This is a genomic window from Pseudomonas sp. SZ57 (genome assembly GCF_009495975.1).
In the GTDB taxonomy this organism is placed as follows: Bacteria; Pseudomonadota; Gammaproteobacteria; order Pseudomonadales; family Pseudomonadaceae; genus Aquipseudomonas; species Aquipseudomonas syringae.
Genome location: NZ_WIBD01000004.1, coordinates 118,992 through 142,080, shown reverse-complemented (window position 1 = coordinate 142,080; position 23,089 = coordinate 118,992). Strand labels below are relative to the sequence as shown.

18 protein-coding genes and 1 pseudogene are annotated in these 23,089 nt (G+C 60.2%); 12 read left to right on the top strand and 7 right to left on the bottom strand.

The genetic code is table 11. The annotated features are described in order from the left end of the window. Positions 1 to 71: 71 nt before the first annotated feature. On the bottom strand, positions 72 to 2,009 hold the full coding sequence (locus tag GE543_RS07820) for an ATP-binding protein (RefSeq protein WP_046270252.1): 1,938 nt from the start codon (positions 2,007 to 2,009) through the stop codon (positions 72 to 74). Between the two features lie 285 nt (positions 2,010 to 2,294). Here GE543_RS07820 and GE543_RS07815 point away from each other — a divergent pair, with 285 nt between their 5' ends. The 9 genes and pseudogenes from GE543_RS07815 to GE543_RS07775 all read left to right on the top strand — a co-directional run bounded on the left by GE543_RS07815 (position 2,295) and on the right by GE543_RS07775 (position 9,116). Beyond that, positions 2,295 to 3,320, top strand: a complete 1,026-nt coding sequence (locus GE543_RS07815; protein ID WP_153221143.1) for an NAD(P)H-dependent glycerol-3-phosphate dehydrogenase — start codon at positions 2,295 to 2,297, stop codon at positions 3,318 to 3,320. 78 nt (positions 3,321 to 3,398) lie between these two features. Beyond that, a complete protein-coding gene (locus GE543_RS07810) occupies positions 3,399 to 3,689 on the top strand; it encodes a DUF4389 domain-containing protein (protein ID WP_229636555.1) in 291 nt (96 codons plus the stop codon). Then, positions 3,686 to 4,141, top strand: coding sequence for a phosphohistidine phosphatase SixA (sixA, locus tag GE543_RS07805; protein ID WP_004410363.1), 456 nt, complete (start codon positions 3,686 to 3,688; stop codon positions 4,139 to 4,141). Before GE543_RS07810 ends, sixA begins: the two co-directional genes overlap by 4 nt. A gap of 62 nt (positions 4,142 to 4,203) precedes the next feature. Then, positions 4,204 to 4,647 carry a hotdog fold thioesterase gene (locus GE543_RS07800; RefSeq protein ID WP_004410366.1) on the top strand — a complete coding sequence of 148 codons (444 nt, stop codon included), beginning with the start codon at positions 4,204 to 4,206 and terminating at the stop codon, positions 4,645 to 4,647. A gap of 116 nt (positions 4,648 to 4,763) precedes the next feature. Further along, positions 4,764 to 5,246, top strand: coding sequence for a hypothetical protein (locus tag GE543_RS07795; protein WP_153221142.1), 483 nt, complete (start codon positions 4,764 to 4,766; stop codon positions 5,244 to 5,246). 136 nt (positions 5,247 to 5,382) lie between these two features. Beyond that, entirely contained in the window at positions 5,383 to 6,192 is an 810-nt protein-coding gene (locus tag GE543_RS07790) for an alpha/beta fold hydrolase (protein WP_153221141.1), read from the top strand. Further along, a complete protein-coding gene (locus GE543_RS07785; RefSeq protein WP_371927117.1) occupies positions 6,189 to 7,043 on the top strand; it encodes an alpha/beta fold hydrolase in 855 nt (284 codons plus the stop codon). The genes GE543_RS07790 and GE543_RS07785 overlap by 4 nt, the downstream gene beginning before the upstream one ends. Before the next feature lie 127 nt (positions 7,044 to 7,170). Beyond that, a pseudogene (locus GE543_RS07780) lies at positions 7,171 to 8,000 on the top strand (DUF4892 domain-containing protein). Between the two features lie 69 nt (positions 8,001 to 8,069). Continuing rightward, positions 8,070 to 9,116, top strand: a complete 1,047-nt coding sequence (locus GE543_RS07775; protein ID WP_003419937.1) for an AI-2E family transporter — start codon at positions 8,070 to 8,072, stop codon at positions 9,114 to 9,116. A gap of 45 nt (positions 9,117 to 9,161) precedes the next feature. On the opposite strand, the gene xopAW is transcribed toward GE543_RS07775, so the two are convergent. The 3 genes from xopAW to GE543_RS07760 form a co-directional block, all read right to left on the bottom strand. Then, on the bottom strand, positions 9,162 to 9,923 hold the full coding sequence (xopAW, locus tag GE543_RS07770) for an EF-hand domain-containing protein (RefSeq protein ID WP_046270255.1): 762 nt from the start codon (positions 9,921 to 9,923) through the stop codon (positions 9,162 to 9,164). Positions 9,924 to 10,038: 115 nt separating this feature from the next. Continuing rightward, positions 10,039 to 11,070, bottom strand: a complete 1,032-nt coding sequence (locus tag GE543_RS07765) for a HAMP domain-containing sensor histidine kinase (protein ID WP_046236881.1) — start codon at positions 11,068 to 11,070, stop codon at positions 10,039 to 10,041. Then, the gene (locus GE543_RS07760; RefSeq protein WP_024665634.1) at positions 11,067 to 11,816 is read right to left on the bottom strand and encodes a response regulator; all 750 of its coding nucleotides are present in this window, start codon (positions 11,814 to 11,816) and stop codon (positions 11,067 to 11,069) included. The genes GE543_RS07765 and GE543_RS07760 overlap by 4 nt, the downstream gene beginning before the upstream one ends. A gap of 408 nt (positions 11,817 to 12,224) precedes the next feature. On the opposite strand from GE543_RS07760, the gene GE543_RS07755 reads away from it, so the two are divergent. The 3 genes from GE543_RS07755 (at position 12,225) to GE543_RS07745 (ending at position 18,525) form a co-directional block, all read left to right on the top strand. Next, on the top strand, positions 12,225 to 14,387 hold the full coding sequence (locus GE543_RS07755; RefSeq protein ID WP_046270256.1) for a hypothetical protein: 2,163 nt from the start codon (positions 12,225 to 12,227) through the stop codon (positions 14,385 to 14,387). Between the two features lie 297 nt (positions 14,388 to 14,684). Beyond that, positions 14,685 to 16,883: an autotransporter outer membrane beta-barrel domain-containing protein gene (locus tag GE543_RS07750; protein ID WP_153221140.1), complete on the top strand. Its 2,199-nt coding sequence runs from the start codon at positions 14,685 to 14,687 to the stop codon at positions 16,881 to 16,883. Between the two features lie 103 nt (positions 16,884 to 16,986). Beyond that, on the top strand, positions 16,987 to 18,525 hold the full coding sequence (locus tag GE543_RS07745) for a hypothetical protein (protein ID WP_046236884.1): 1,539 nt from the start codon (positions 16,987 to 16,989) through the stop codon (positions 18,523 to 18,525). Positions 18,526 to 18,566: 41 nt separating this feature from the next. On the opposite strand, the gene GE543_RS07740 is transcribed toward GE543_RS07745, so the two are convergent. From GE543_RS07740 to GE543_RS07730, 3 genes are read right to left on the bottom strand one after another with little or no spacing between them, the layout of a single operon-like run. Next, positions 18,567 to 19,682, bottom strand: coding sequence for a fimbrial protein (locus GE543_RS07740; protein ID WP_153221139.1), 1,116 nt, complete (start codon positions 19,680 to 19,682; stop codon positions 18,567 to 18,569). A 47-nt stretch (positions 19,683 to 19,729) separates the two neighbouring features. Next, a complete protein-coding gene (locus GE543_RS07735; protein ID WP_153221138.1) occupies positions 19,730 to 22,243 on the bottom strand; it encodes a fimbria/pilus outer membrane usher protein in 2,514 nt (837 codons plus the stop codon). A gap of 37 nt (positions 22,244 to 22,280) precedes the next feature. Beyond that, on the bottom strand, positions 22,281 to 23,027 hold the full coding sequence (locus tag GE543_RS07730) for a molecular chaperone (RefSeq protein ID WP_153221137.1): 747 nt from the start codon (positions 23,025 to 23,027) through the stop codon (positions 22,281 to 22,283). Between the last annotated feature and the right edge of the window lie 62 nt (positions 23,028 to 23,089).

Here is a 23,089-nt window from a genome sequence, read left to right as displayed (position 1 = left end):
TACACCTGTACACTGAATTTTGTCATTCAGCCGATTTTGCTGGCCGATCTGGATGCCAAGACTGCCGCAATTTAACATTTATCGCCAGTCGCAGGTGCTTCAAAGGACAGCCAGCGCTGCAAAACCTGCTGTAAATCAGCATGTTTGAACGGTTTGGGCAGGTAATCATCCATCCCTGCCTGCAAACAGGCGTCCCGATCACCCTGTAACGCGTTGGCCGTCAGGGCAATGATTGGGATTCGTTCCAGCCCGGAAAGTTGCCTGATTCGACGGGTGGCCTCATAGCCATCCATGACCGGCAGTCGGCAATCCATGAGAATCAGCGCGTGATTGCCTGCGCTTGCCTTCGCCACCGCTTCGGCACCGTCGACAGCGATGTCGACCTCGCACCCCAGATTACGCAACATGGCCTGCACCACCGTGCGGTTCACCGGATTGTCCTCGACCAGCAGGATGCTGCGCTCCCGGCCATGCGCGTCGAGTATCGACAGCGGCTTGGCAATGGCCACCGAAGCGTCGCGCGAGACGGGCAGGGGGATCTGCAGGGTGAACAACGAGCCTGACCCTTCCTCGCTCTCGGCGTGCAAGGTACCGCCCATGCGTTCGGCCAGGGTCCGCGCAATCGGCAGCCCCAGCCCCGTGCCGCCATAACGTCTGGAAATAGAGCTGTCGGCCTGCTTGAACGCATCGAACATCGATTCCAGTCGCTCGGCGTCGATACCGATGCCGCTGTCCTGTACCGCACAGGTAAAGTGCAGCAGCTCATCGTCGAGCATTGCCCACCTGGCGTCGACGCAGACCTTGCCTTGCTCGGTGAATTTAAGCGCGTTGCCGATCAGGTTCACCAGAATCTGGCGGATGCGGGTCGGGTCGCCGATGACGTTCAAGGTCTCCAGGCCTGGCTGAATGTGCAGTTCCAGCAGCAGCTGGCGTTGCGTGGCGCTGTGGTTGAAGGCGTGGGTCGAGGCGCTGACCAGTTCAGCCAGGTTGAACGGTATGCCTTCCATCTGCAGGGCATCGCGCTCGATGCGGGAAAAGTCGAGGATATCGTTGATGACCCGCAGCAGATGCTCGGTGGATTCGGTCGCCAGCGTCGCGTATTCGCTCTGCTCGTGGGTCATGTGCGTGGTTTCCAGCAACTGCAGCATGCCCAGTACGCCGTTCATGGGCGTACGCAGCTCGTGACTCATCATGGCCAGGAAGTCCGATTTGGCGCGGTTGGCCTGTTCGGCTTCTTCCCGGGTCTGGATCAGCTGGGCTACCGAGCGCTGCTGCTCGAGGCTGGCGCGGTGCAGGTTCTCAGCCAGGTTGTTGATGTGCCGCGCCAGCGCGCCCAGCTCGGCGTCGTCGCTGACCGGCATGGGCGTGTGGTAATCGCCCTGTTGAATCGCCTTGAGCGCTTCGCCCATATCGCTGATGGGTCTGGACAGACTCAAGGCCAGGCCGCGCGCCAGCAGAAAGGCGAACAGCAAGGCGACCATCGCCAGGACGCCAGCCTTGAGCAGTATCTCCTGCTGACGTCGGCTGAATGCTTCGCTGGACATGCCCACCAGCACCCGCCCCAGATAACTCTGTGAAGCGCCCTGCGCGGGTTGGCTTTTTCCTGGGGCAGGCGTGCCGGGGTTGCCGTGAATGGTGGTGCGCTGCGGCTGAACGGGGGCCAGGAACACTTCCATCTGCCGGGTCTGCTGCTCGTTATCGCGCGGCTGGTCTATGTAGATCACGGCGGTGTTGGAGCTGTCCTGAATTTCCACATAGCGAACGCTGGGCATGGACAGGGTGGCGCGCATCAACGCCTTGAGCCCCTCGATATCACCCGTGGTCACGCCCGGCTCGACAGCGGTCGCCAACTGATTGGCGATCAGCTGCCCGGTGTGATTGAGCTCCTGACGCAGGTCCTGGATACGCACGAAGGTAAAAAAACTGATCAGCAAAGCCGTCAGCAACAGGGCAGGGCCAAGGCTGATGATCTGCGTGCGGGTATTGATGTCCCAGTGCCGAAACTTCATCGGCTGTGCGCCTCGCGCGCAAGGCACGGCGGAGGTAGTTCGATTGATGCGTCCATGCCTGTTCGCCCGGTGGTCGCGAATTGGTCCGGCTGCACAAGGCAACGCCGGCCATCGTGGTGATTCATGCTGTGCGCGCATGTTAACCGAGATAGCGCGTGTTTCCAGCGAACTTGTTGATGGATGCCGCCAAGAGTGCGTAACAGATCAGCTTTGTCGCTGGCTGATAACGTGTTGCTCCGTATAATGACGACATCGCCACTTGAATGGCTCTGGATGGATAGTTTTATGACCACACAGCAACCCGTCGCGGTGCTTGGCGGTGGCAGCTTCGGTACGGCCATTGCCAATCTGCTGGCCGAGAACGGCCATCAGGTTCGTCAGTGGATGCGCGATCCGGAGCAGGCTGAGGCCATTCGCGTCAATCGTGAAAACCCCCGTTACCTCAAAGGCATCAAGATTCGCCCTGAAGTCGAGCCGGTCACCGACCTGACGGCGGTGCTCGACGCCAGCGAACTGATCTTCGTCGCCTTGCCGTCGAGTGCCTTGCGCTCGGTGCTGTCGCCTCACGTCCAGCGCCTCAATGGCAAGATGCTGGTGAGCCTGACCAAGGGTATCGAAGCGCAGAGCTTCAAACTGATGAGTCAGATCCTCGAAGAGATCGTCCCGCAGGCGCGTATCGGCGTATTGTCCGGGCCCAACCTGGCGCGGGAAATCGCCGAGCATGCGTTGACCGCGACGGTGGTTGCCAGCGAAGACGAAGTGCTGTGTCAGGAGGTTCAGGCTGCGTTGCACGGGCGCACCTTTCGTGTCTATGCCAGCAATGACCGGTTTGGCGTCGAGCTGGGCGGGGCACTGAAGAACGTCTACGCAATTATTGCCGGCATGGCGGTGGCGCTGGACATGGGCGAAAACACCAAGAGCATGCTGATCACCCGGGCGCTGGCGGAAATGACCCGTTTTGCGGTCAGCCAGGGCGCCAACCCGATGACCTTTCTCGGCCTGGCCGGGGTGGGCGATCTCATCGTCACCTGTTCCTCGCCGAAAAGCCGCAACTATCAGGTCGGTTTTGCCCTGGGCCAGGGGCTGACGCTGGAAGAAGCGGTCACGCGCCTGGGCGAAGTGGCCGAGGGCGTGAACACTCTCAAGGTGCTCAAGGTCAAAGCGCAGGAAGTGCAGGTGTATATGCCATTGGTCGCCGGGCTGCATGCGATTCTTTTTGAAGGCCGTACGCTCAGCCAGGTCATCGAGGCGCTGATGCGGGCCGAGCCCAAGACGGACGTCGATTTCATTTCGATTACCGGCTTTAATTGAATTCAGTCTGATCAGGAGAAGGTCTTGAACGAGTCGAAAATCCAGCACAACGAATCGATCCTGCTGCGCATTCTTTGGATGCTGCTGTTTCTGGGCGTATGGCACGTCGCCCAGATCATTCTGGCGGGCGTGGTGCTGGTGCAATTGGTCTACCGCCTGATTTACGGTGCGCCGAATGGTGGCCTGATGAACTTCGGCGACAGCATCAGCCAGTACCTGGCGCAGATCGGTCGTTTCGGGACGTTTCACAGCGACCACAAACCCTGGCCTTTCGGCGACTGGCCAGCGCCGCGCGCGCCCGAAGGCGAGGCGCCCCATCATGTCCCGCCAGCGGCTCAGCCGGTGCGCGATGAGGAGCCAAAGCCATGAAGGTCTGGGTATTGCGTCATGGCGAAGCGCAGTCGCGGGCGCGCAGCGATGCCGAGCGCGAGTTGACTGCACACGGGCGTGAGGAAGTGCTGAAAAGTGCGCTGCAACTGACGGACAAGCCCGTGCAACGGATCATCGCCAGCCCCTATGTGCGTGCACAACAGACTGCCGAGCTGGTGCGTCAGTCGTTGGCATTCGATGACTCGATCGTCACCGCGCCCTGGCTTACACCCGACAGCAGCCCGCGTGAGGTGCTGGCGCAACTGGACAAGCTGGGTATCGATGAAGTGCTGCTGGTCAGCCATCAGCCTTTGGTGGGCGAACTGATCGGGGTACTGGCGCACGGCAGTCCGCAACAGGCCGAGCCGATGAGCACGGCCAGTCTTGCCGAGCTGGAAGGCGAGTTCGTAGTGGCAGGCGGCATGCGCCTCAACAGCGTCAGGCACGTCTGAACGGCCTGTGCGCGCAATGAATGACCGCAGCGAATGCGGCTCTCCCCGAAAAAGGATTCAGCATGAGCATATGGCGTCAGGCTCCCGATATCGAAGCCCTTATGGCGGCTCAAAAAAACACCATCGGCGAAGTGCTGGATATTCGTTTCGAAGCATTCACCGATGACTCTCTGACAGCCAGCATGGTGGTCGATCAACGTACCCATCAGCCTTTCGGGCTGCTGCATGGCGGTGCATCCGTGGTATTGGCCGAGTCACTGGGGTCGATGGCCAGTTACCTGATCGTCGACCCGAGCAAGTATTTCTGCGTCGGGCTGGAGGTCAACGCCAACCATTTGCGTGGTGTGCGTAGCGGACGTGTCACCGGTGTGGTCAGGCCCGTACATATAGGCCGGACCACCCATGTATGGGACATCCGCATCAGCAACGACGAAGGCAAGCCAAGCTGCATTTCGCGCTTGACGGTGGCCGTCGTACCGCATGGCAAAGAGCCTCCAGTCAATTGAGTGTTTTCAGCTATTAAGGACGCGTTCTCAGGTCCGGTTTGGCCGTTGTGAGAGGGTATCTTTTCTCTTAGTGTCTGAATGTTCCCTGGAGGGAACATTCATTCTCAGGAGGATTGATGATGACTGAAGAAAAGCCAGCCTCACCCGGAGAGAGCCCTGCGCCTGAACACACGGTTGCGTCTGAAACGCCTGCTCTGCCGGGCAGTCCACCGTCCTTTGTCGGGGTGCTCACCGGTCAACCGATATCTGCTGCAACTCCGCCTGCAGCGAAGGCTCCGCCGCAACACGGTGAATTGAATCTGGAAAAGCGCTTGAAGGCGGTCTATGCGGATAACCTGATGACCTCGGCCGAGTTCATGGCCTTGCGTGATGATGCCGACATGCTGTTCGACAAGTTGAAGGTCCAGTTTCCCGACAATGGCGCCCTCGCGCTATTCCAGCCGTTGTCGGATGTCGCGGTACAAGCCATGCAGTTAGCCATCCTGGATTTCAGAAAAGCCAAGCCCTCTGCTGAGGCCAAGGCCCTTGCCAAACAGTCTTTTGGTTTTCAGGTCGCCTATATAAAGGCTTGTCTGGACCGTTTCACCCAGGCTTTATAAGCCTTCACGCCGCCCCGACCGCCGTATCGGGTAACCCTGATGGCCGGAGTGACACCTGCGATGGCGGTTCCAGTCATTGCCGATTCGCGGAGCAACTTGGCACAATCGTGACTCGCCCGCCCATGGAAGTATTGGCATGTCGCAACCCGTGTTCTTTGCTCACGCCAATGGCTTCCCTTCGGCGACGTACAGCAAGCTGTTTTGCGCGTTGGCACCGGAATTTTCGGTGGCCCATCTTGAGCAACACGCCCATGATCCGCGTTTTCCGGTGGATGACAACTGGCTGAATCTGGTCGATGAGTTGCTTCACCATCTGCGTGAGCAGCCGGGCCCGGTGTGGGGGGTAGGGCACTCGCTCGGTGGCGTGTTGCATCTGCATGCCGCATTGCGCTGCCCGGAACTCTACCGGGGCGTGGTGATGCTCGACTCACCGGTGCTGGGTCTGGCTGACCAGTTGTTCATACGCGCTGCCAAGCGTCTGGGCTTTATCGACCGCATCACGCCAGCGGGTCGTACCCTGGGCCGTCGTGAGGCGTTTGATGATCTGCAGTCGGCACGCGTCTACTTCGCGGGCAAGACCCTGTTCAGCCGCTTCGATCCCGACTGCCTGAACGCTTACCTGCAACATGGGCTGCGCGAGGACGGCGGGCAGTGGCGTCTGCGCTTTGACCCGGCGACCGAGATCAGCATCTACCGCAGCATCCCGCACACCAGCCCCGTGCCGTCCCGGCAACTCAAGGTGCCGCTGGCCATGGTACGCGGCAAACACAGCCGGGTGATCATGCCTCATCATGGCTATCTGGCCCGACGCATGCGCGAAGGCGAATACCTGTCCATGCCCGGAGGGCACATGTTTCCCCTTGAACGACCGGATGAAACCGCATTGCTGCTCAAGACGCTGCTGGCTCGCTGGGACGCGCGTAGCGCCTCAAGGGCGACGGCGTGACGTTTACCGTGGAGGAGGTCCGTTTCGATCTGGGGCATATCGAACTGGCGGCCCATCTTTACGGTCCCGAGGACGGCAAGCCGGTGATTGCCGTGCATGGCTGGCTCGACAACGCCAACAGCTTTGCCCGCCTGGCACCGCGGCTGGAGGGCCTGCGCATCGTAGCGCTTGATCTGGCCGGGCATGGTCATTCAGAGCATCGGCCTGCCGGGGCGTCCTATGCGCTGGCCGACTACGTGTTCGACGTGCTGCAGGTCGCCGAGCAACTGGGCTGGCAGCGCTTCGCCCTGATGGGCCATTCGCTGGGCGCGATCATTTCGGTATTGCTGGCCGGGTCGTTGCCGGAGCGTGTCACGCGGCTGGCACTGATCGATGGTTTGATTCCCTTGACCGGCGACCCTGAATCCGCCGCCGAGCGGATGGGCTCCGCGCTGCAGGCGCAGGTCAGGCTGTCGGGCAAGAAAAAGCCGGTTTACGAGGATCAGCAACGTGCTGTTCAGGCGCGTATGAAAGGCGTGGTCCCGGTCAGTCGCGAGGCTGCCGAATTACTCGCCCAGCGCGGCCTGATGCCGGTACCCGGTGGCTATACCTGGCGCAGCGACAGCCGCCTGACATTGCCGTCTGCGATTCGTCTTACCCATCAGCAGGCGATGTCTTTCGTAAACGCTATCCGTTGCCCGACGCAACTGCTGGTCGCCACAGGCGGCATGCTGGCGAAAAACCAGCTCGTGCTGTCCGGGCTGCCTTTCGACGTTGTGCAGCTTGAAGGCGGTCATCATCTGCACCTGGACGACGAGCAGGGTGCGAGCGCTGTTGCACACTGTATCAATCGCTTCTTCGCTGCTTCTTGACTTGAGCCCTGCAACTGCCGACGCTGGACGGGTTGAAACAGGAGTCAACCGTGATGGATCAATCCGCAGCCTCTGGTGACCGCCTCGCTGGCGATCTTTTATATTTTCGTTCCCCGCTTGCCTGCCAATGAGAGCACTCATGCGTTTATCAAGTGTTCCCGTTGTCACCTTGTGCCTGTCGATGTTCAGCGCTGTGCTCTGTGCCGCCGATGTAACAGGCAGCAGTGATCTGCAGATTCTGCCGCGTCTGGCCGACACGGAAATCGTCGATTATCGTCCGGCTGCCGAGCTCGAGCGGGTTTACCCATGGGCTCGATCCGCAAGATCAGCGGCCAGTTGCGTTTCGACGGCCAGGTCAGTGCGCGTGGCAATCTGACGTCGGTCACCTATCAATTACCTGTCGAGCGGACTTCCGACGACGCTTTCACCGCGGCTCGCGAGGCCTTGCAGCAGCAGGGCGCCGAGCTGCTGTTCTGGTGCCAGGCGCGCGACTGCGGAGAAAGCAGCCTGTGGGCCAACGAAGTGTTCGGCAACGCCAAGCTGTATGGCGCGGATGACCGCCAGGCTTACCTGCTGCTGCGTCTGGCAGAACCGCGCAGTGACACCCTGGTAGCGCTTTACAGCATCACCCGTGGCAACCGCCGCGCCTACCTGCACGTCGAGCAGTTTGAATCTTCCGCGCCACTGGGCGAACTGCTGCCTACCTCGGCCACCTTGCTGCGCCAACTGCGCAGCACCGGTAAGCTGGAATTGCCCCGCCTGAGCGGCGACCCACAGGATGCCTGGGTCACCCTTGTTTCTCGCGCCCTGAACCTGGACAGCAGCCTGCGCGCCACGGTGTCCGGACCCAATGCCGGCGCCTGGCTTGACGCCCTGATCGCCAAAGGCGTTCGCGCGGCCCGGCTCGAGGCGGGCGTCACTGAAGGCAAGGGGCTCAAGATCGAGGTTATCCGCTAGAACAGCGATGGCGGACAGGCAGGTTCGCCATTATGCTCGCTCCCTCCGATCCTTTTTAGTGGATAGCGCATGTTCAACAATGACCGTCTGTTGGTGCAGATTCTGCTGCTGGCGCTGTTTGGTGCCTGTCTCTGGGTGATGGCACCGTTCTGGTCGGCGCTGGTCTGGGGCGCGGTGCTGGCCTTCGCCAGCTGGCCGCTGATGCGTTTGCTGACCCGCTGGTTCAAGGGCCGTGAGTCGCTGGCTGCGCTGGTGATGTGCCTGTGCTGGATGCTGCTGGTCGCGGCGCCGCTGGTGTGGCTGGGCTTCAATCTTGCCGACCATGTGCGTGACGCCACGGGCCTGATCAAGGACATTCAGGTCGACGGCTTGCCCGATCCACCGCAATGGCTGGCGGGTATTCCGCTGGTGGGCGAACGACTGGTAGCGCTGTGGACCACCATCGATCAGCAAGGCGCGGCTTTCATGGCGACGCTGAAACCGCATCTGGGGCAGGTGGGTAACTGGATTCTGGCACGCAGTGCGCAGATCGGCAGCGGAATTCTGGAACTGACCCTGAGCATCGTCTTCGCCTTCTTCTTCTACAGGGACGGTCCGCGCCTGGCCGCCTTCGTGCTCAGCCTGCTGGAGCGCCTGATCGGGGAGCGGGCCCAGTATTATCTGGATCTGGTCGCCGGCACGGTGCAACGCGTGGTCAACGGGGTCATCGGTACGGCAGCGGCCCAGGCGGTACTGGCGCTGATCGGCTTCCTGATCGCGGGCATTCCCGGCGCGTTGGTGCTGGGTATTCTGACTTTTCTGTTCAGTCTGATCCCGATGGGCCCGCCCTTGGTCTGGCTGCCTGCCACTGCCTGGCTGGTCTGGCAGGGCGAGTACGGCATGGCGATATTTCTGGGCATCTGGGGGATGTTCGTCATCAGTGGCGTGGACAACGTGCTCAAGCCATACCTGATCAGCAGGGGCGGCAATCTGCCCCTGGTGATTGTCTTGTTGGGCGTGTTCGGCGGATTGCTGGCGTTCGGTTTCATCGGCCTGTTCATCGGCCCGACGCTGCTGGCAGTCGCTTACAGCCTGTTGACCGACTGGGTCGGCAGCGAGCGTGCCCGCAGCCGTTGACGGCGAAAGTTTCCGCCGCGCCATGACGGGCGGCGGAGCCTCGCGTTACGCCGCGGTGTCCAGGTACTTGCCGACTGGCTTGCTGCTCTGGGTGTCATATTTTTCGCTGAGTGCGGCGATCATCTTGTTCAAGGCCTGAGTGGCGATCTGATTGGTATTGCCCTGATCGATGCTGGTGTCACTCTGCTTCAATGCGGCAGACAACTCGGAAGCGCTGATACTGTCGTCGCTGTCGCTGTCCAGTTTACTGAACAGGCTGGCGCTGTCAGTGCTGCCGGAGGTGCTCACCTGCGCAGGCGACATACCGGCAGGAGGCTGTTGCGGTTGCATGCCGGCGACCAGCTCTTCAAGGCTGACTGTGCCGTCTTCGTCAGTATCCAGTGCATCGAACACCTGATTGCTGTTCGCCGTGCTGCCCGCATTGCTCAGACCGGTTGTCAGCTCGTCGCTGCTGATCGCGCCGTCGCCATCGCTGTCCAGCGAGCCGAGCAGGTCTTCTGCCTGCTCATCGACCGACTGCATGGGCGGCGGAGGTGGAGGTGGTGTCATCGCGGCCAGCTCGTCGGTATCCAGGCTGTCATCGTCGTTGCTGTCCAGATCGCTGAATGCCTTGCTCAGGCTCACAGTGATGCCATCCTTGCTGTTCGACGACAGGGCCGAGGTCAGCTCGTTCTTGCCGATGCTGCCGTCGCCATCGCTATCCAGTTTGGCCAACAGCTCTTCCTGAAACTTCTTGTTGCTGGTGCTGGAGGTTGCACTGCTCGAACTGGTGTAGCTGGAGAAACTGCTGTTTATCCCACTGATCATTGGTCTCACTCCCCTGAGATGAATGTGCCCGGTAACGGTGTACCGGCTTTTGCAGCCTCGGGGTGTCAGTTGTCGAGGGGATATAGGCTTTGTACGCGGTGTGTTACAGAGTGCGTCAGAGACGTGGCAGGTCAAGTATCGCCGTCAGGCCGCCGCCAGGCGTTTGCGTGAGCGACAGTTCGCCGCCGATGCGTCGCGCCGCTTCCCGCGCAATGCTCATGCCCATGCCGATACCGCCGGAGTTACGGTTGCGAGAACCTTCCAGGCGATAGAACGGCTCGAACACGGCTTCGTGAAATTCAGGTGCAATGCCGGGCCCGTGATCGACCACAGAGATGCGCACACGCTCGCTGCTGTCCTCGATCACGATGTGTACGCTGCCGGCATAACGCAGAGCGTTGTCGACCAGATTCTGCAGGCACGAGCGCAGTGCCATCGGCTGCGTCTTGAGCGGTTTGCACTGGCCTTCGTACTGTACGTCGTCGCCATTGTCCTGAGCATTCTCGGCCTGCGACTCGATCAGTGCCTGCAGATCGAACTGCTGCAGGCCTTCGCTGCGTCGGTGCTCATTGAGGTAGGCGAGCGTGGCGTCGAGCATGCTGATCATGTCATTGAGGTCCTGAGTCATCTGGCCATGCAGCCTGGGCTCTTCGATCTGTTCGACGCGCAGCTTGAGCCGCGAAAGGGGTGTGCGCAGGTCGTGGGATACCGCAGCCAGCATGCGCCCGCGCTGCTGCATCTGTTCGCGCACTTTGCTTTGCATCAGGTTGAATGTCTGTGCGGCCTGTCGGGCTTCCTGCGGGCCGCTGATTTCCAAGGGCGGGCTGTCGAGGTCTTCACTCAGGCGCTCGGCTGCTTCACTGAGTCGCTGTATCGGACGGCTGAGGGCCTTGGCGCCATACCATGCAGCGATGATCATGGTGATGAACTGGAAGAGCAGCACTATCGCCGGCCCCCCCAGGATCGGCGGTCTGTGCATGGGCCGCTGATCGAATTGCCCATGCTCGGCGTTGAACGCGTTAGGTGGCGGCGGCGGGCGCATGCCGTACTGGGTGAACCAGATGAAGGCCAGCAGGTGCGCCAGCAGAATAGCCAACAGGGCGCCACCAAACAGTCGCGCAAACAGCGTGTCGAATCTGCGGATCAACCCAGCTCCCTGGCATCGAACAGATAGCCTTCACCGCGCACGGTCTTGATCAGTTGTGGATTTTTCGGATCATCTCCGAGCTTCTGGCGCAGACGCGAGACCAGCAAGTCGATACTGCGGTCGAACGCCTCGATCGAACGCCCGCGCGCAGCATCGAGCAACTGCTCGCGGCTCAGCACCCGGTGCGGCCGTTCGAGAAACACACGTAACAGACGAAACTCGGCGTTGGACAGCGGCACCACCAGGCCATCGGCGGCGGTCAACTGACGCAGGACGCTGTTCAGGCGCCAGGCGTCAAAGCGAATGGTGGTGCGCTGATCGCTGCGCTCGTCGCGGACCCGGCGCAGAATGGTCTGGATGCGCGCGACCAGTTCGCGCGGCTCGAACGGCTTGGCCATGTAATCGTCGGCACCCAGTTCCAGGCCGATGATCCGGTCAGTCGGTTCGCAGCGTGCGGTCAGCATCAGAATCGGGATGTCCGACGTGCTGCGCAGCCAGCGGCACAGTGACAGCCCGTCTTCACCGGGCAGCATCAGGTCAAGCACCACCACGTCGAAGGTTTCCTCGGTCAGCGCCTGACGCATTTGCGTGCCGTCGGTGACGCCACGGGCGTTGATATTGAAGCGCGTCAGGTAATCGCAGAGCAGTTCGCGAATGGCCACATCGTCATCGACGATCAGCGCGCGAACGCTCCAGCGCTGATCGGTCGATGTGGCATCCAGGGAGGTGTCGGGAAGTGCTTGCATAATGCGTCTGTCGCCTGCTTGTGCCGCCATGGACTGGCTGCTGTTGAAGATCAACGCTGCCCCTCATGCTACTTCGCCGGGAGGCTCGGCGGTAGGGTGGCGTGATCGAATGTCGTGCGCATGTCATAAATGTATCGAGATTGATACGAGCGCCTGTCGAGCGTGCCCTGCGAAGCTCACCCTGATAGTTATGACAGTATCCAGTGTCGCGCAACTGCCGTTTAATCGAACGGGCTACCGGCCTGGATGGCCGGTTCTGGCAGACAAACACTTGTCGAGAAGGCCAGGGGCTGTTGCCGCTTCATCGTGGCTCGGGATGAAAGGGCAACAGACCCTGGGCGCATTATCAATCCGCCCGCCTGTTTTCTACATAGACAGGGGCGGCAATCGGATAGCAAGGGAGTGCTGATGATGGCCGATTCAAAAACAACAGCAACGTTGGATGACAAAAAAAAAGCGCGTATCGCCTACCGGCTGGCGCGCACTCAACGCGGTTCACGGACCGACGCATCGCTTGCCCCGGCAGAGGTGGCGGGCATTGTGGACAAGAACGATGGAACGCTGAACAAGGATGTCCTGCTCGGCGAATTCCTTGAGGTCACCCTGCCTCAGTGGGCAGGACTGGTCACTGACCCGGGCGACTCCGATACTTTTTTCATCGATTGGGCCATCGGTGCAGCGGCGGATAACGACGCGTTTAAACAGGTGTTTCGCGATACGGTTACCGCACCGGTGGACCCTGACACCTTTCCCAAGAAGATCGAGATTCCGCTGAGCAGCTTAATGACCGGCCTGGACAAGCCTGCAGACGGCACTTACAGTCTGCGCTACCGGATTGTACAACCGAATGAACAAGAGACCCCCAGCCCGTCGATCAACCTGATCGTCGACACCACGCCGCCGGGCGAGCAGCTTGAGCCTGAGCAGATGAGTCTGGCAACAGATCAGTTGACCCAGGCGTTTCTGGACGCACATCCCGACGGTCTGGTCGGTACGCTGCCAGACTATGACGACTGGAAGCCCGGCGACAAGGTAGCCTTCTATTGGGTTGGCACGCCATTGCCAGAAAGTGCTGAAGACCTGCCGGCTCCGGTGGGTTTCGTTGACGTGGCCAACCCGACGAATAATACGGTGACCTTCCCCGTTTCGGCCATTGAAGCGTCCAGGGACGAGCCCTACTACGCCGTTTACATTCTGGTCGACAAAGCCACCAATCGCACTTCGCTTTCCAGCCCAAAACGCATCGACGTGGCGCTCGGGCTATTGCCCGACAACCTGAAAGACCCCGTCGTGCCATTGGCAGAGCCTCCAGAAAAGTTGATCAACCTGCCTGATGCGAGACTCGGGGTCGAAGTGTTGATCGATTCGTTCGATAACTGGAAACCGGCTGACCGCATCGAAGTCACTTGGGGCACTGAGGTGCTTCGACCTGAGGAAGTCGGCAGCTCTCCAGATTTTCCGACTTCGATCAGAGTCCCTGATCTGGTTCTGCAGGGGCAATACAATCAAGCGAGCGGCGGCGACCAGCCCACCGATGTGAGTTATCGAATCCTGCGTGGCGTCGTTCCGTCCGAAGTGAAAAGCATCAGCGTCAATGTCAATTTCGCCACTATCGGCCCTGACCCTATAACCGATCCTGGGTGGCCGGATCCGGTCAACGACGCATTACTGCCGGTCGAGGTCTATGGCCAGACGTCCAATCAGTTGAACGTCCTGAAAGAAGAGGACTATAACCAGCCTGCCAAGGTCAGTTTCAAGCTGTATGACAAACTTCAAGCGGGTGAAATTATAGATTTCTACTGGGGCACAAGCCATGTAGCAGAGGCTCAATACACCGTGGCTGCTGGCGACCTGGCAGGCGCTGAGCGTGATGTTGAAATACCCTGGAGTTACATCGATTATGAAGGCAATCGCGTTGACTTGCCGGTCCATTACCGCATTCATGGGCCCGATTCAGAAAACACGCAACACTCGCCGAACACTCTGGTCAACGTAGACGCCATTGTCATCATGCCGGAAGCCCCGGTCTTCGAGGGCACCAGTCCAAATGGCTGGCTGAATTGCAATTCACTCTACGCCAGCCCAAGTGGCCCTGCGGACCCGGGTGAACCGGGTATACGGGTCCGCGTTCCGGATCTTTCGAAATATCTGTCGGACGGTAAAACCGTGACGTTGCACTGGTATGGCTCCGAGGGAAATACCGGCGACGAGCCTATTCCCGGCACCGAAAAAGACGAGGATATCCTGCTGGGAGCCAGCCATCCTGTCACCGGTTTCACCTGGCTGGTCACCCCCTACGATACACACATCCTGCCCATCTACGATCGTGGCGGCCGCAGCCAAAACGGGAGCGCAAGGATCAAGTACTCCTTCAGCATGGATAGCGCCACTACTAAAACGCCGGAAACCACCAGCGAAACCATCAACCCGCCGGAAACCACCAGGAAAACCGTTAACCCGCCGGAAATCACCAGGAAAACCATTAACTCGCTGGAAACCACCGCCCGAGTAGGGATGTACGACGCAGCCGGGCCTTGTCCTCTTCGTCCAGAAGAGCCGAAAGAAAAGTAACAAGGGTTGCCGATAGAGGGGGTCTGCGGCCAGTCGCAGGCACCCTGTCGGGTATAAGCCGGCTCAGGTTGCTCCCAAACGGTTTAGGAAGGCCGACGCGTACCGGGTCATGTCACCTACGCTTATCGGTATTTCCCTCGACGACCCTCTACTGTCGGAACCTCCCTACGGTTACCTAGGAAACGTCCTACAGAGCATTCAGTTGGATCCCGCTAGTCTTGCGGCCTCCCTCCCGAGGCCGCTTTCGGGCAGTCGTCACGGGGTTCGACCTGGTTTACCTCAAGGTAATGCATACTCATGAATGCTCCATTCGTGCTGCGTCCGCTTTCATGGACATTGAAGACCGTTATTTTCCTCTCTCCCTTGCTGACCGGCAGTCATGCGCTTGCGCAAATCCTTGTCGATACGCCGCAGACCATTGATGCGACAGCCCCGCTGGACAGCTATCGGATTGTCAGCACCGGGAATCTGACCGCCAACGGCGCGACGACCCTGCAAATAACCACGGTCACCGGGGCGAAGCTGACGCTCACTGGCAGTCAGGTCAGTGCGGGCACCAACTCTTCAGCCGTATCGCTGACCGGGGCAGATGCGTTGATCGTCGGTAGCGTCCTGACAGGTGCCGCGGATGGCCTTGGGATGGGCAATGAAAGTGCGCGACTGGTCGGCTCCACGGCCACCGTCATCGGCAGCACGATCACGGCCACGAATCGCGGGATAAATGCCGGTTCGCTCAGCAACCTGACCCTGGAAGGGACTTCGGTGACGGCCACCGGCACCAATGGCAGAGGCATGGAGATGTTTGACTCCACGGTGAAGGCGTCCGCCAGTACCATCACCGGGCAGCAATATGGCGTGCGCTTGCGCGCTGACCCGGGCGTACCCTCAAGCAATCTGCTGGTTCTGGAGGGAACCCGGGTCGAAGGTATCACCGGGTCGGCGCTGATCGTCGGAACGCCCACCGGCGCGCCCGCGACTGCCGATATCCAGGTCAACAATGGTTCTACGTTGACCGGCGGCAATGGCAGGATACTGGAGTTGATCAACGGTTCAACGGCGCACATGACCGTGGACAACAGCCATCTGCTGGGCGATGTATCGGCGGGTGAGGGCAGTACCGCCAGCCTGACACTGCAAAATAACGCGACTCTGACCGGGCGCCTGGAGAACGTATCCAGCCTGTCGCTCAGTAGCCAGGGCCAGTGGGTGATGGTCGAGAATGGTCAGGTGAATGAACTGTCCATGAACGGCGGTTCGGTCAGGTTTGGCGACGCGGCCTCGTTTTACACCTTGTCACTCGCAAGCCTGTCAGGGAGCGGCACGTTCATGATGGACGTGGATTTCGGTGGCCAGGCCACTGACTTTCTTGACATCACGGGCAGCGCGACCGGCAGTCATACCGTGCTTATCGGCAGCACGGGTGTCGATCCGCTCAGCGATACCAGCCTGCACGTCGTGCATGCGGCAGCCGGCGATGCGAGCTTTTCGCTCGCAGGCGGCGCAGTGGATCTGGGTGCCTGGTCCTATGACCTGATCAAGCAGGGCGACAACGACTGGTATCTGGATGCCACCACCCGCACCATCAGCCCTGGCGCACAGACTGTCATGGCGTTGTTCAACACGGCGCCGACTGTCTGGTACGGGGAATTGACGACGCTACGTTCGCGCATGGGCGAGTTGCGTATGGACCAGGCCCGTTCCGGTGGCTGGATACGGACCTACGGCAACAAATTCAATGTCGCCGACGCCTCAGGCTTTGGATATCAGCAGGTTCAGAGCGGTGTCGCGCTCGGCGCAGATGGCAAGCTGCCTGTGGGGTCTGGGCAATGGCTGGCAGGTGTGATGATCGGGCAGAGTACGTCCGACCTCAGTCTGGATCACGGTGCCAGTGGCAAGGTCGACAGCTACTCGCTGGGCGCTTACAGCACCTGGCTGGACAGCGAGAGCGGCTATTACGTCGATGGCGTGATCAAGCTCAATCAGTTCAAGAACAAGGCCAGAGTCAATCTCAGCGATGGTTCCCGCACACGCGGCAACTACGACAATCTGGGAGTGGGCGCGTCGCTGGAGCTGGGTCGGCACATCAAACTGGACAACGGCTATTTTCTCGAACCCTATACCCAGCTGACGGGTCTGGTCGTTCAGGGCAAGGACTACGCACTGGATAACGGTATGCGTGCCGAAGGTGACCGCAGCCGGTCGCTGCTCGGCAAGGTCGGTACGACAGCGGGGCGCAGTTTCGACCTGGGCAAGGGACGTACGCTGCAACCTTACGTGCGGGTGGCCGTGGCTCACGAGTTCGTCAACAGGAACGAGGTCAAGGTCAATGACAACGTGTTCAACAACGACCTCTCCGGTTCCCGTGGCGAGTTGGGGGCGGGTGTGTCGGTGTCGCTGTCTGACAACCTGCAGTTGCACGCTGATTTCGATTACAGCAACGGCGACGCCATCGAGCAGCCGTGGGGCGCCAGTGCGGGCTTGCGTTACAGCTGGTAGTGACAGCGAGGCGCGGTGGCTCACGCCTGATCGCTGATCGCTGATGCGCCAACGGTCCTATCACTTGTGCCAGTATCGGCAGAAAAAAACAGGGTGTTAACTGATGGGCATGGCGGTCGGCAAACGGGTCGGCCACCGCTTCATTGTGCTGGAGGCCCGGCTCATGCCTGTGATTTCAAAGTGGATCGAACAGATCAGAAACCTGTTCTGGCCAGCTTCAAGGCGCAAGAGTGCGCTGCTTGCGCCGCCCATGATCGCCGAACTTCTTCCTGACGTACCCGGTGGTGAACCCAACTTGCTGCCCAGCAGCGCCTGGCTCGTGCCGTTGCGGGTCGATTTTCCCATGTGGCAAAACTCCGGACCCACCCCGGTCGATCCCGAGTATCTGCGCGTGTACTGGAATGACATGCTGCTGGAGGAGAAGGTCTGGACCGAACCTGTACAGCCTGCCGATCTGTTCAGCATGATCGAGCAGCAATACCTTATAGAAGGCCTGCATCGACTCCGCTATAGCGTCGAGACCGCCAATCAGGTGCAGACCGAGTCCGAAACACTGGCCTTTGTCATTGATAAAACGGCACCGGTATTCGCCGACGAAGGGGCGCTGATTTTTCCGGCCGAAATCGTCAGTGACGGTCTCACGGCGGCCTGGCTGGACACTCATGGCGATACCCTGCTGGCCGAGGTACCTGCGTATTTTTCGCCGAGCGCAGGGGACCTCATTACCTGGTACTGGAGCAGCACGCTGACGGGGTCGGAGCACACCGGAACCCTGACGCTTGAAACGTCCGATATCGGTAGTGCGATCCATATTGCCTTCGACAGGCAACTGATTCTCGAGAGCGGCGATGGCATTCGTTATGCGTCCTACAGGCTGAAGGATCGTTCGGGCAATGCCGGGCCTCGAGCGCTGGCTGTTTCGCTGCTGGTCTCCGCTCAGCCAGTTCCACGTGTGTTGCCTCCTCCGCGGGTTCAGAAGGCCGCAGGCTCGGCAAGCGCCAGCTTGCTTGATCCGGTAGATGCCTTTCAGGGCGCAGTGGTATTAATCCCTGAGAATGCGGTGATTCTTCCCGGTGAGACGGTCCGCGTCCAATGGGCCGAGCCAGGCAGTGTGGGCTCCTTTCTTACGGAAATCGCAGACTCGAGACTGTTCCGCGTTCCCCCCACGCAAATTGCCCAGCATTTCGGCAAGTCGATCCCGGTGTACTACGAGGTGTTCGAAAAAAACGCCGACTCACCGCATCTTTCGGACCGGCATACGCTGAGTATCCTGGGAATGACAGGCTTTCCGGTCGTGCAGTGTGACAAGGTGTCCGGGGGGCGTCTGAGACTGAATGACATTGCCGAGGGAGGTTACGCACGGTTCACCCTGGACAGTTGGTCATTCATGGGCACTGATCAGTTTGTCAGCGTCGAGGTGCATGGCGTCAGCAGTGCTGATAATGAGTTGTTGATCGTTAGCGTGCTGGACGAGTACCCGGTGCCGCTGGTGGGCGATAAAATCGACGCCGGTCAGATCAGCAAAACGGATTTGAACAGATTTCTGATCGGCACTCAGCTGGATGTCCGGGTGCGGGTGAGTTTCGACCAGACGCTCTCCTGGCAGCCTTTTCCTTCACTGAGACCGACGTTGTACGCCTGAGAAGGTCATGGACCGCCGGGTCGGCGGTCCACGGCGCATTGCTACTTGTAGGTCATCGTGAAGCTGAGTGCCCCTTTGGCCTTGCCCGGCCGGATCGCGCTGCTGGCCTGCGTCTGATAGAAGCGGGCGTAAAAGTTCAGCACCACGTTGCCGGGTGTGATCGCGATCAGTGGCACTTCGGTCTGCAATTCCATGGGCGTGACGCCATCACCTTTGAGGACCTGAATCCCCATGCCCTTGGCATCCGAATCGCTGGTCAGGCTGAAAACCCCGCTGTTGGCAGGGCCCTCGGGGACCGAGCCTTCGACACCATCGAGCTGGATATGCGCCGTTGCCACGAAGCCTGAGCCCGTATCGGTCTCGCAGTTATTCAACGCAATGCTGAAGGGCACCGCCGGTGTGGTGAAGCCGGGACCGGTGAAGTCAGCGCTGTCCCACTCACCCAACTGCACCGGGTCGGCACTGACCGGGTCTGCACCGACGCTGCACTGTGCCTGAAGTACCGTGCCGGTTAGCCCGAACCTCATGATCCTGCCAAGCGTCGTCACGCTTCCGGAGAACAGCTCACTGCCATTGAGCACATTCGGTCCGGAAGGAATCGGCCCGGTCTTGACCAGCGTGAGGTAGTTGTTCATATGCAGTAAGCGAATGCTCGTGAGCATATCCCGGTGGTCGTTGAGGCCAATGAACGGAACGGTGGCGCTGCCGCCTGCCGGCATGAAGCAATTGGGGCAGTTGCTGTCATACGGGTGCCCCAGTCTGATCCGCACCCCGACGCCAGGAATATTGGTTTGCAGGATCTTGCCGCTGAGGTCTTCGCCATTTATAGGGTCCACGTTGCCAGGAAAGATCGGAGCCGTTGCCGTTGCGTTGAATTCGAGAAGGGCCGTGCCGTCATTTCTGCAGGCCGCCTCCAGGCCCGCGTGGTCTGGTGTGCCTTCAAACACATCGATGCTGCCGATGACGGTGCCCACTCTGGCGTCTCTCGGGACGTAGAGGGTGCCGATGTCACGCCGGTAATCCTTTAGTCCCGGAGGGGAAACCCAGTAGCAATCGTTGCTGGGGGTGTCGTCCGGTACGTCGGAATAAGCCGCAGCGCTATAGCTGGCCCCCAACAGGATCAGACTCGGGAGCAGGGCATTCAATGCAGTGTTCATGGGGTGATTCCTGAAATAACAATGTCGCGGATGGCTCAGACCTGATGTCACTGGGCGCACGTCATGTCTTGCATTCGGTAGCCCTTGGTCAGAGGCATGCCGGCGGGGTCGATGTGCAGGCGGCACTGCGGGTCGCTTTTCTCTCCCCAGTGGACATCGAGGGTTTGCGCCTGCATGCCGGTGGACAGCAACAGCTGCCCGCCCTGGCCTGCGATGCCGAGGATGTTGCCCTGCGCGTCGCTGACCTGGGCGCCGAATGGCAGCGGCTTGCCACTTTGAGTGGTCGCATTGATGACCAGGCGTGTCACCGTGCGCGCAGCGAAGGTGGTCTTGATCACCGCACCCCTGGCAGGCACCACTTGAGTACTGGCGTTATCGATTTCCACCTCGGGACCCAGTCGGTCGGTTTGCAAGGCGATCGGGTTATAACGGTAGGGGCGCAGATAGGGCATCAAGGCGTAGCCGCGGCTATTGGTCCTGACACCGGTCGCGTTCTGTATGCCAACACCTGGTGTATCCGGCACTTCGACCAGCGCGATGGTGTCGCCCAGGCTCGGGCCGAACTCGATGCCGTCCGCATGCAGCAACAAGGCGCCACTGACGTTGACCGACGCACTTCGATAATCGTTGCCTTGGCTCACACCGGCGCCGAGGCTGGCGAAGGGGGCCTGATAGCCCGCCGCAAGGCTGGCACTTTGCTGCTCGCCGTCATCGTTGCTCAGGCTGGCGTGATAATTGACACGGTTTTCGTAGAGGCTGCCGCTCAGGCTGCCTCGCTGGCTGTGGCGATTGGCGCTGCTCTGCAGGTCGAGTGTGGCGTTGCTCGAATGGCCGGTGCCGAGGGGCATCGAGATGCTCAGGCCGAACTGCCGGTCGTTGCCACGGCTACTGGCTGTGCTCAGTGACTGGGAGGCGTAGAAGTTATAGGTGATCCCGGCATGATGGGTGTTGAAGTTGAATTGAAATTGACGCTGCTCGATATCGCTGCCCCAGTAATCCTGTTGCGACAGCGTCAGGCCCACGCTGCTGCGTGCGCCGATTCTCTGATGAACCGAAGCCTCCAGGCGGCTTCTGCGGCTGCCTGTGAACGTATCGTCGTTGCTGCGCTGACTGACGGCTTCGTCGAAGTCCCGATAGCCTTCGGTGGAGTAGCGATAACCGGCGAAGCGCAGATTGGTATGGGTCGTGAACGCCTTGCCGTACTTGATGGCGTAACTCATGCCCTGCACGCTGGACTGGCCGGCTTGATCGATGCTGGCGCGTGACCGGGTCACGTCGAACGCCATCGCTCCCAGCGTGCCCATGTCCCGTGAAACGCCCAGCGCAGCGGCATGGTAGAAGTCGCCGGTCATCAGTCCGCCATAAAGGGTCGAGTTCCAGCCTGTTCCAACGGCCAGCGTTCCCTGCCACAGCCAGGGATGTTCTGTGGCAGAGGCACCGTTGAAGCGGCCCAGGGCTGCGCTGTATTTCCAGACGCCTTCGCGCAGCAGGTTGCTGATGGTCGAGTAGAGTTGGGTAAAACGCCGTACCTGGCCATCGGCCTCGGTCAGCACGATCTCCAGTTCGCCGCTGCCCGCCGTGTTCAGGTCATCTATTTCATAGGGGCCGGCACTGACATACGTGGAGTAGATCGGGTAGCCGTTCTGCAGCACTTCCAGTTTGGCCCTGCTTTGCGCAACGCCACGAATCACCGGTGCGTAACCCTGCAGGGAATCGGGAAGCATCTCCTGATCGGTTTTGATCAACCCGCCCTTGATCGGCACGCTGCGGAAGACATCGCCGCCGGTGTAGGTTTCACCGAGGGTCAGGTTAGCGTGCGTGCCGGGCAGGTCGCGCTGTGCATAAGCATAGGCTCTGGTCCACTCGCGATGTCCCTGTGCATCCTGACGCACGCTTTGATTGCTGCGCAATCGCCATGCCCCGAGGTTGATACCGGTATTGAGGTACAGGTCTGCGCTGCTGCTGGTGCCTGTCTCCTTGTGGGCCGTCTGTTGCGCCGAGGTCTGGTAATTGATGAAGGCGGCGTTGATGCCGTAATCCCAAAGCGCCGGATCCACCCGGCCGGTGGCATCGCGGCGCATGGCGATCTGCGGTATCGAGATCGACAGTTGCAGTCTGCCGCCGTCCAGTACGACTTTGGAGTCCGGAATCAATTGCCCCAGAGCGACACAGGCAACCTGCAACAAAGCCGGGTCGGCCAGGCTGTCGAGGCGTACGCCGATCTGCTCCAGCAATTCTCGCGACAGGCAGGGCAGCAGGCCGTTGCCTTGCGGGTCGGCATCGAAACGGATCTGCCGTTGGCCGAAATAGCGCATATTGACGTGGATTTCTACCCAATGGTCGCCTGGTCCGAGGCTGTCGGCGACTGTCAGCTGGTTCAGCACGCTGGCTGCGGCCTCACTGTCATAGTCCTGGCCCTGACGCAGGAAACCGGACTGGAAATTGGCGGGGGTTGCCGCTCTGGTGAGTTCCAGCGGCACGGCAACGCTGCCGCACACAATCAGCATCTGCATAAAGCGCAGGCGCACTGGTATGAGCCCGGAATCGGGTAATAGGGTCATGTTCAATGTCCTGGGGATGAAGCGGGCCAGCGCTGGTTCAGTCAGTCAGCGTGGCCGTGGCTGTCAGCGGCGTGCTGTAGCCGCCGTAATCGTTGATCGCGGAAAACACCACCTGCAGGCCCGGACCGGCTTTCGTTTCATTGAGCTCGTATTGGCGAGAGCTGAACGGGCCAAGCATGGCGACCTCCCTGAGCTTTTCAGTCCTGCCACCGCCGGAGACTTCGAGGCGAATGAACGACACGTGAAAGGGCGTCGGATTCATCGCGGTCAGCTCTGCCTTGCCCGCCATCTGCCTGACCGACCATTGCAGGTCCTTGAGGCGGGCAATAGGGTTGTCAGTCAGCAGAGCCGGGCGATAAAACAGTTTGATACGGGTGCGCAGGGCAATATTCAGTACATTGCCTTGCGACTGGCTGGCCTGAGGTATTTCCTGCACGTTGAAGTAGAACAATGATTCACGATCGGAGGGCAGGTCGTGGGGCAGGCCATTGATCTGTACCTGTTGTTCCTTGCCCGGATTGAGGCGGAAAAGTGGCGGCGAAGGTGCGAATGGAACGACGGTGACCGTGTCGTCTGCCTCCGTATTTACCCAGGTCTGCACCGCGAACGGGCGATCACTGGGATTGGATATGACCACCGACGTACTGCGCTTGTCGCCGTCGAACACGATGCGAGTTGCGTTGACAGTCAAGGCTGCCTGGCTGGCGGGTATATAAGCTGCGCACATGAATAACAGCATGCACGCCGCAATCGCAGGTGGTTTAAACGCCTGTTGGAAAATCATGGAAAGTTACCTTGTACGTTCAGGCCCGAAGCGAACCTGAACGTATTGAAGATGCTTCACGT

What these genes read in the sequence shown, in the direction of transcription:
- GE543_RS07820 (WP_046270252.1), bottom strand. Translation starts at nt 2,009, where the DNA reads ATGAAGTTTCGGCACTGGGACATCAATACCCGCACGCAGATCATCAGC.
- GE543_RS07815 (WP_153221143.1), top strand. Translation starts at nt 2,295, where the DNA reads ATGACCACACAGCAACCCGTCGCGGTGCTTGGCGGTGGCAGCTTCGGT.
- GE543_RS07810 (WP_229636555.1), top strand. Translation starts at nt 3,399, where the DNA reads ATGCTGCTGTTTCTGGGCGTATGGCACGTCGCCCAGATCATTCTGGCG.
- sixA (WP_004410363.1), top strand. Translation starts at nt 3,686, where the DNA reads ATGAAGGTCTGGGTATTGCGTCATGGCGAAGCGCAGTCGCGGGCGCGC.
- GE543_RS07800 (WP_004410366.1), top strand. Translation starts at nt 4,204, where the DNA reads ATGAGCATATGGCGTCAGGCTCCCGATATCGAAGCCCTTATGGCGGCT.
- GE543_RS07795 (WP_153221142.1), top strand. Translation starts at nt 4,764, where the DNA reads ATGATGACTGAAGAAAAGCCAGCCTCACCCGGAGAGAGCCCTGCGCCT.
- GE543_RS07790 (WP_153221141.1), top strand. Translation starts at nt 5,383, where the DNA reads ATGTCGCAACCCGTGTTCTTTGCTCACGCCAATGGCTTCCCTTCGGCG.
- GE543_RS07775 (WP_003419937.1), top strand. Translation starts at nt 8,070, where the DNA reads ATGTTCAACAATGACCGTCTGTTGGTGCAGATTCTGCTGCTGGCGCTG.
- xopAW (WP_046270255.1), bottom strand. Translation starts at nt 9,923, where the DNA reads ATGATCAGTGGGATAAACAGCAGTTTCTCCAGCTACACCAGTTCGAGC.
- GE543_RS07760 (WP_024665634.1), bottom strand. Translation starts at nt 11,816, where the DNA reads ATGCAAGCACTTCCCGACACCTCCCTGGATGCCACATCGACCGATCAG.
- GE543_RS07755 (WP_046270256.1), top strand. Translation starts at nt 12,225, where the DNA reads ATGATGGCCGATTCAAAAACAACAGCAACGTTGGATGACAAAAAAAAA.
- GE543_RS07750 (WP_153221140.1), top strand. Translation starts at nt 14,685, where the DNA reads ATGAATGCTCCATTCGTGCTGCGTCCGCTTTCATGGACATTGAAGACC.
- GE543_RS07745 (WP_046236884.1), top strand. Translation starts at nt 16,987, where the DNA reads ATGGGCATGGCGGTCGGCAAACGGGTCGGCCACCGCTTCATTGTGCTG.
- GE543_RS07740 (WP_153221139.1), bottom strand. Translation starts at nt 19,682, where the DNA reads ATGAACACTGCATTGAATGCCCTGCTCCCGAGTCTGATCCTGTTGGGG.
- GE543_RS07735 (WP_153221138.1), bottom strand. Translation starts at nt 22,243, where the DNA reads ATGACCCTATTACCCGATTCCGGGCTCATACCAGTGCGCCTGCGCTTT.
- GE543_RS07730 (WP_153221137.1), bottom strand. Translation starts at nt 23,027, where the DNA reads ATGATTTTCCAACAGGCGTTTAAACCACCTGCGATTGCGGCGTGCATG.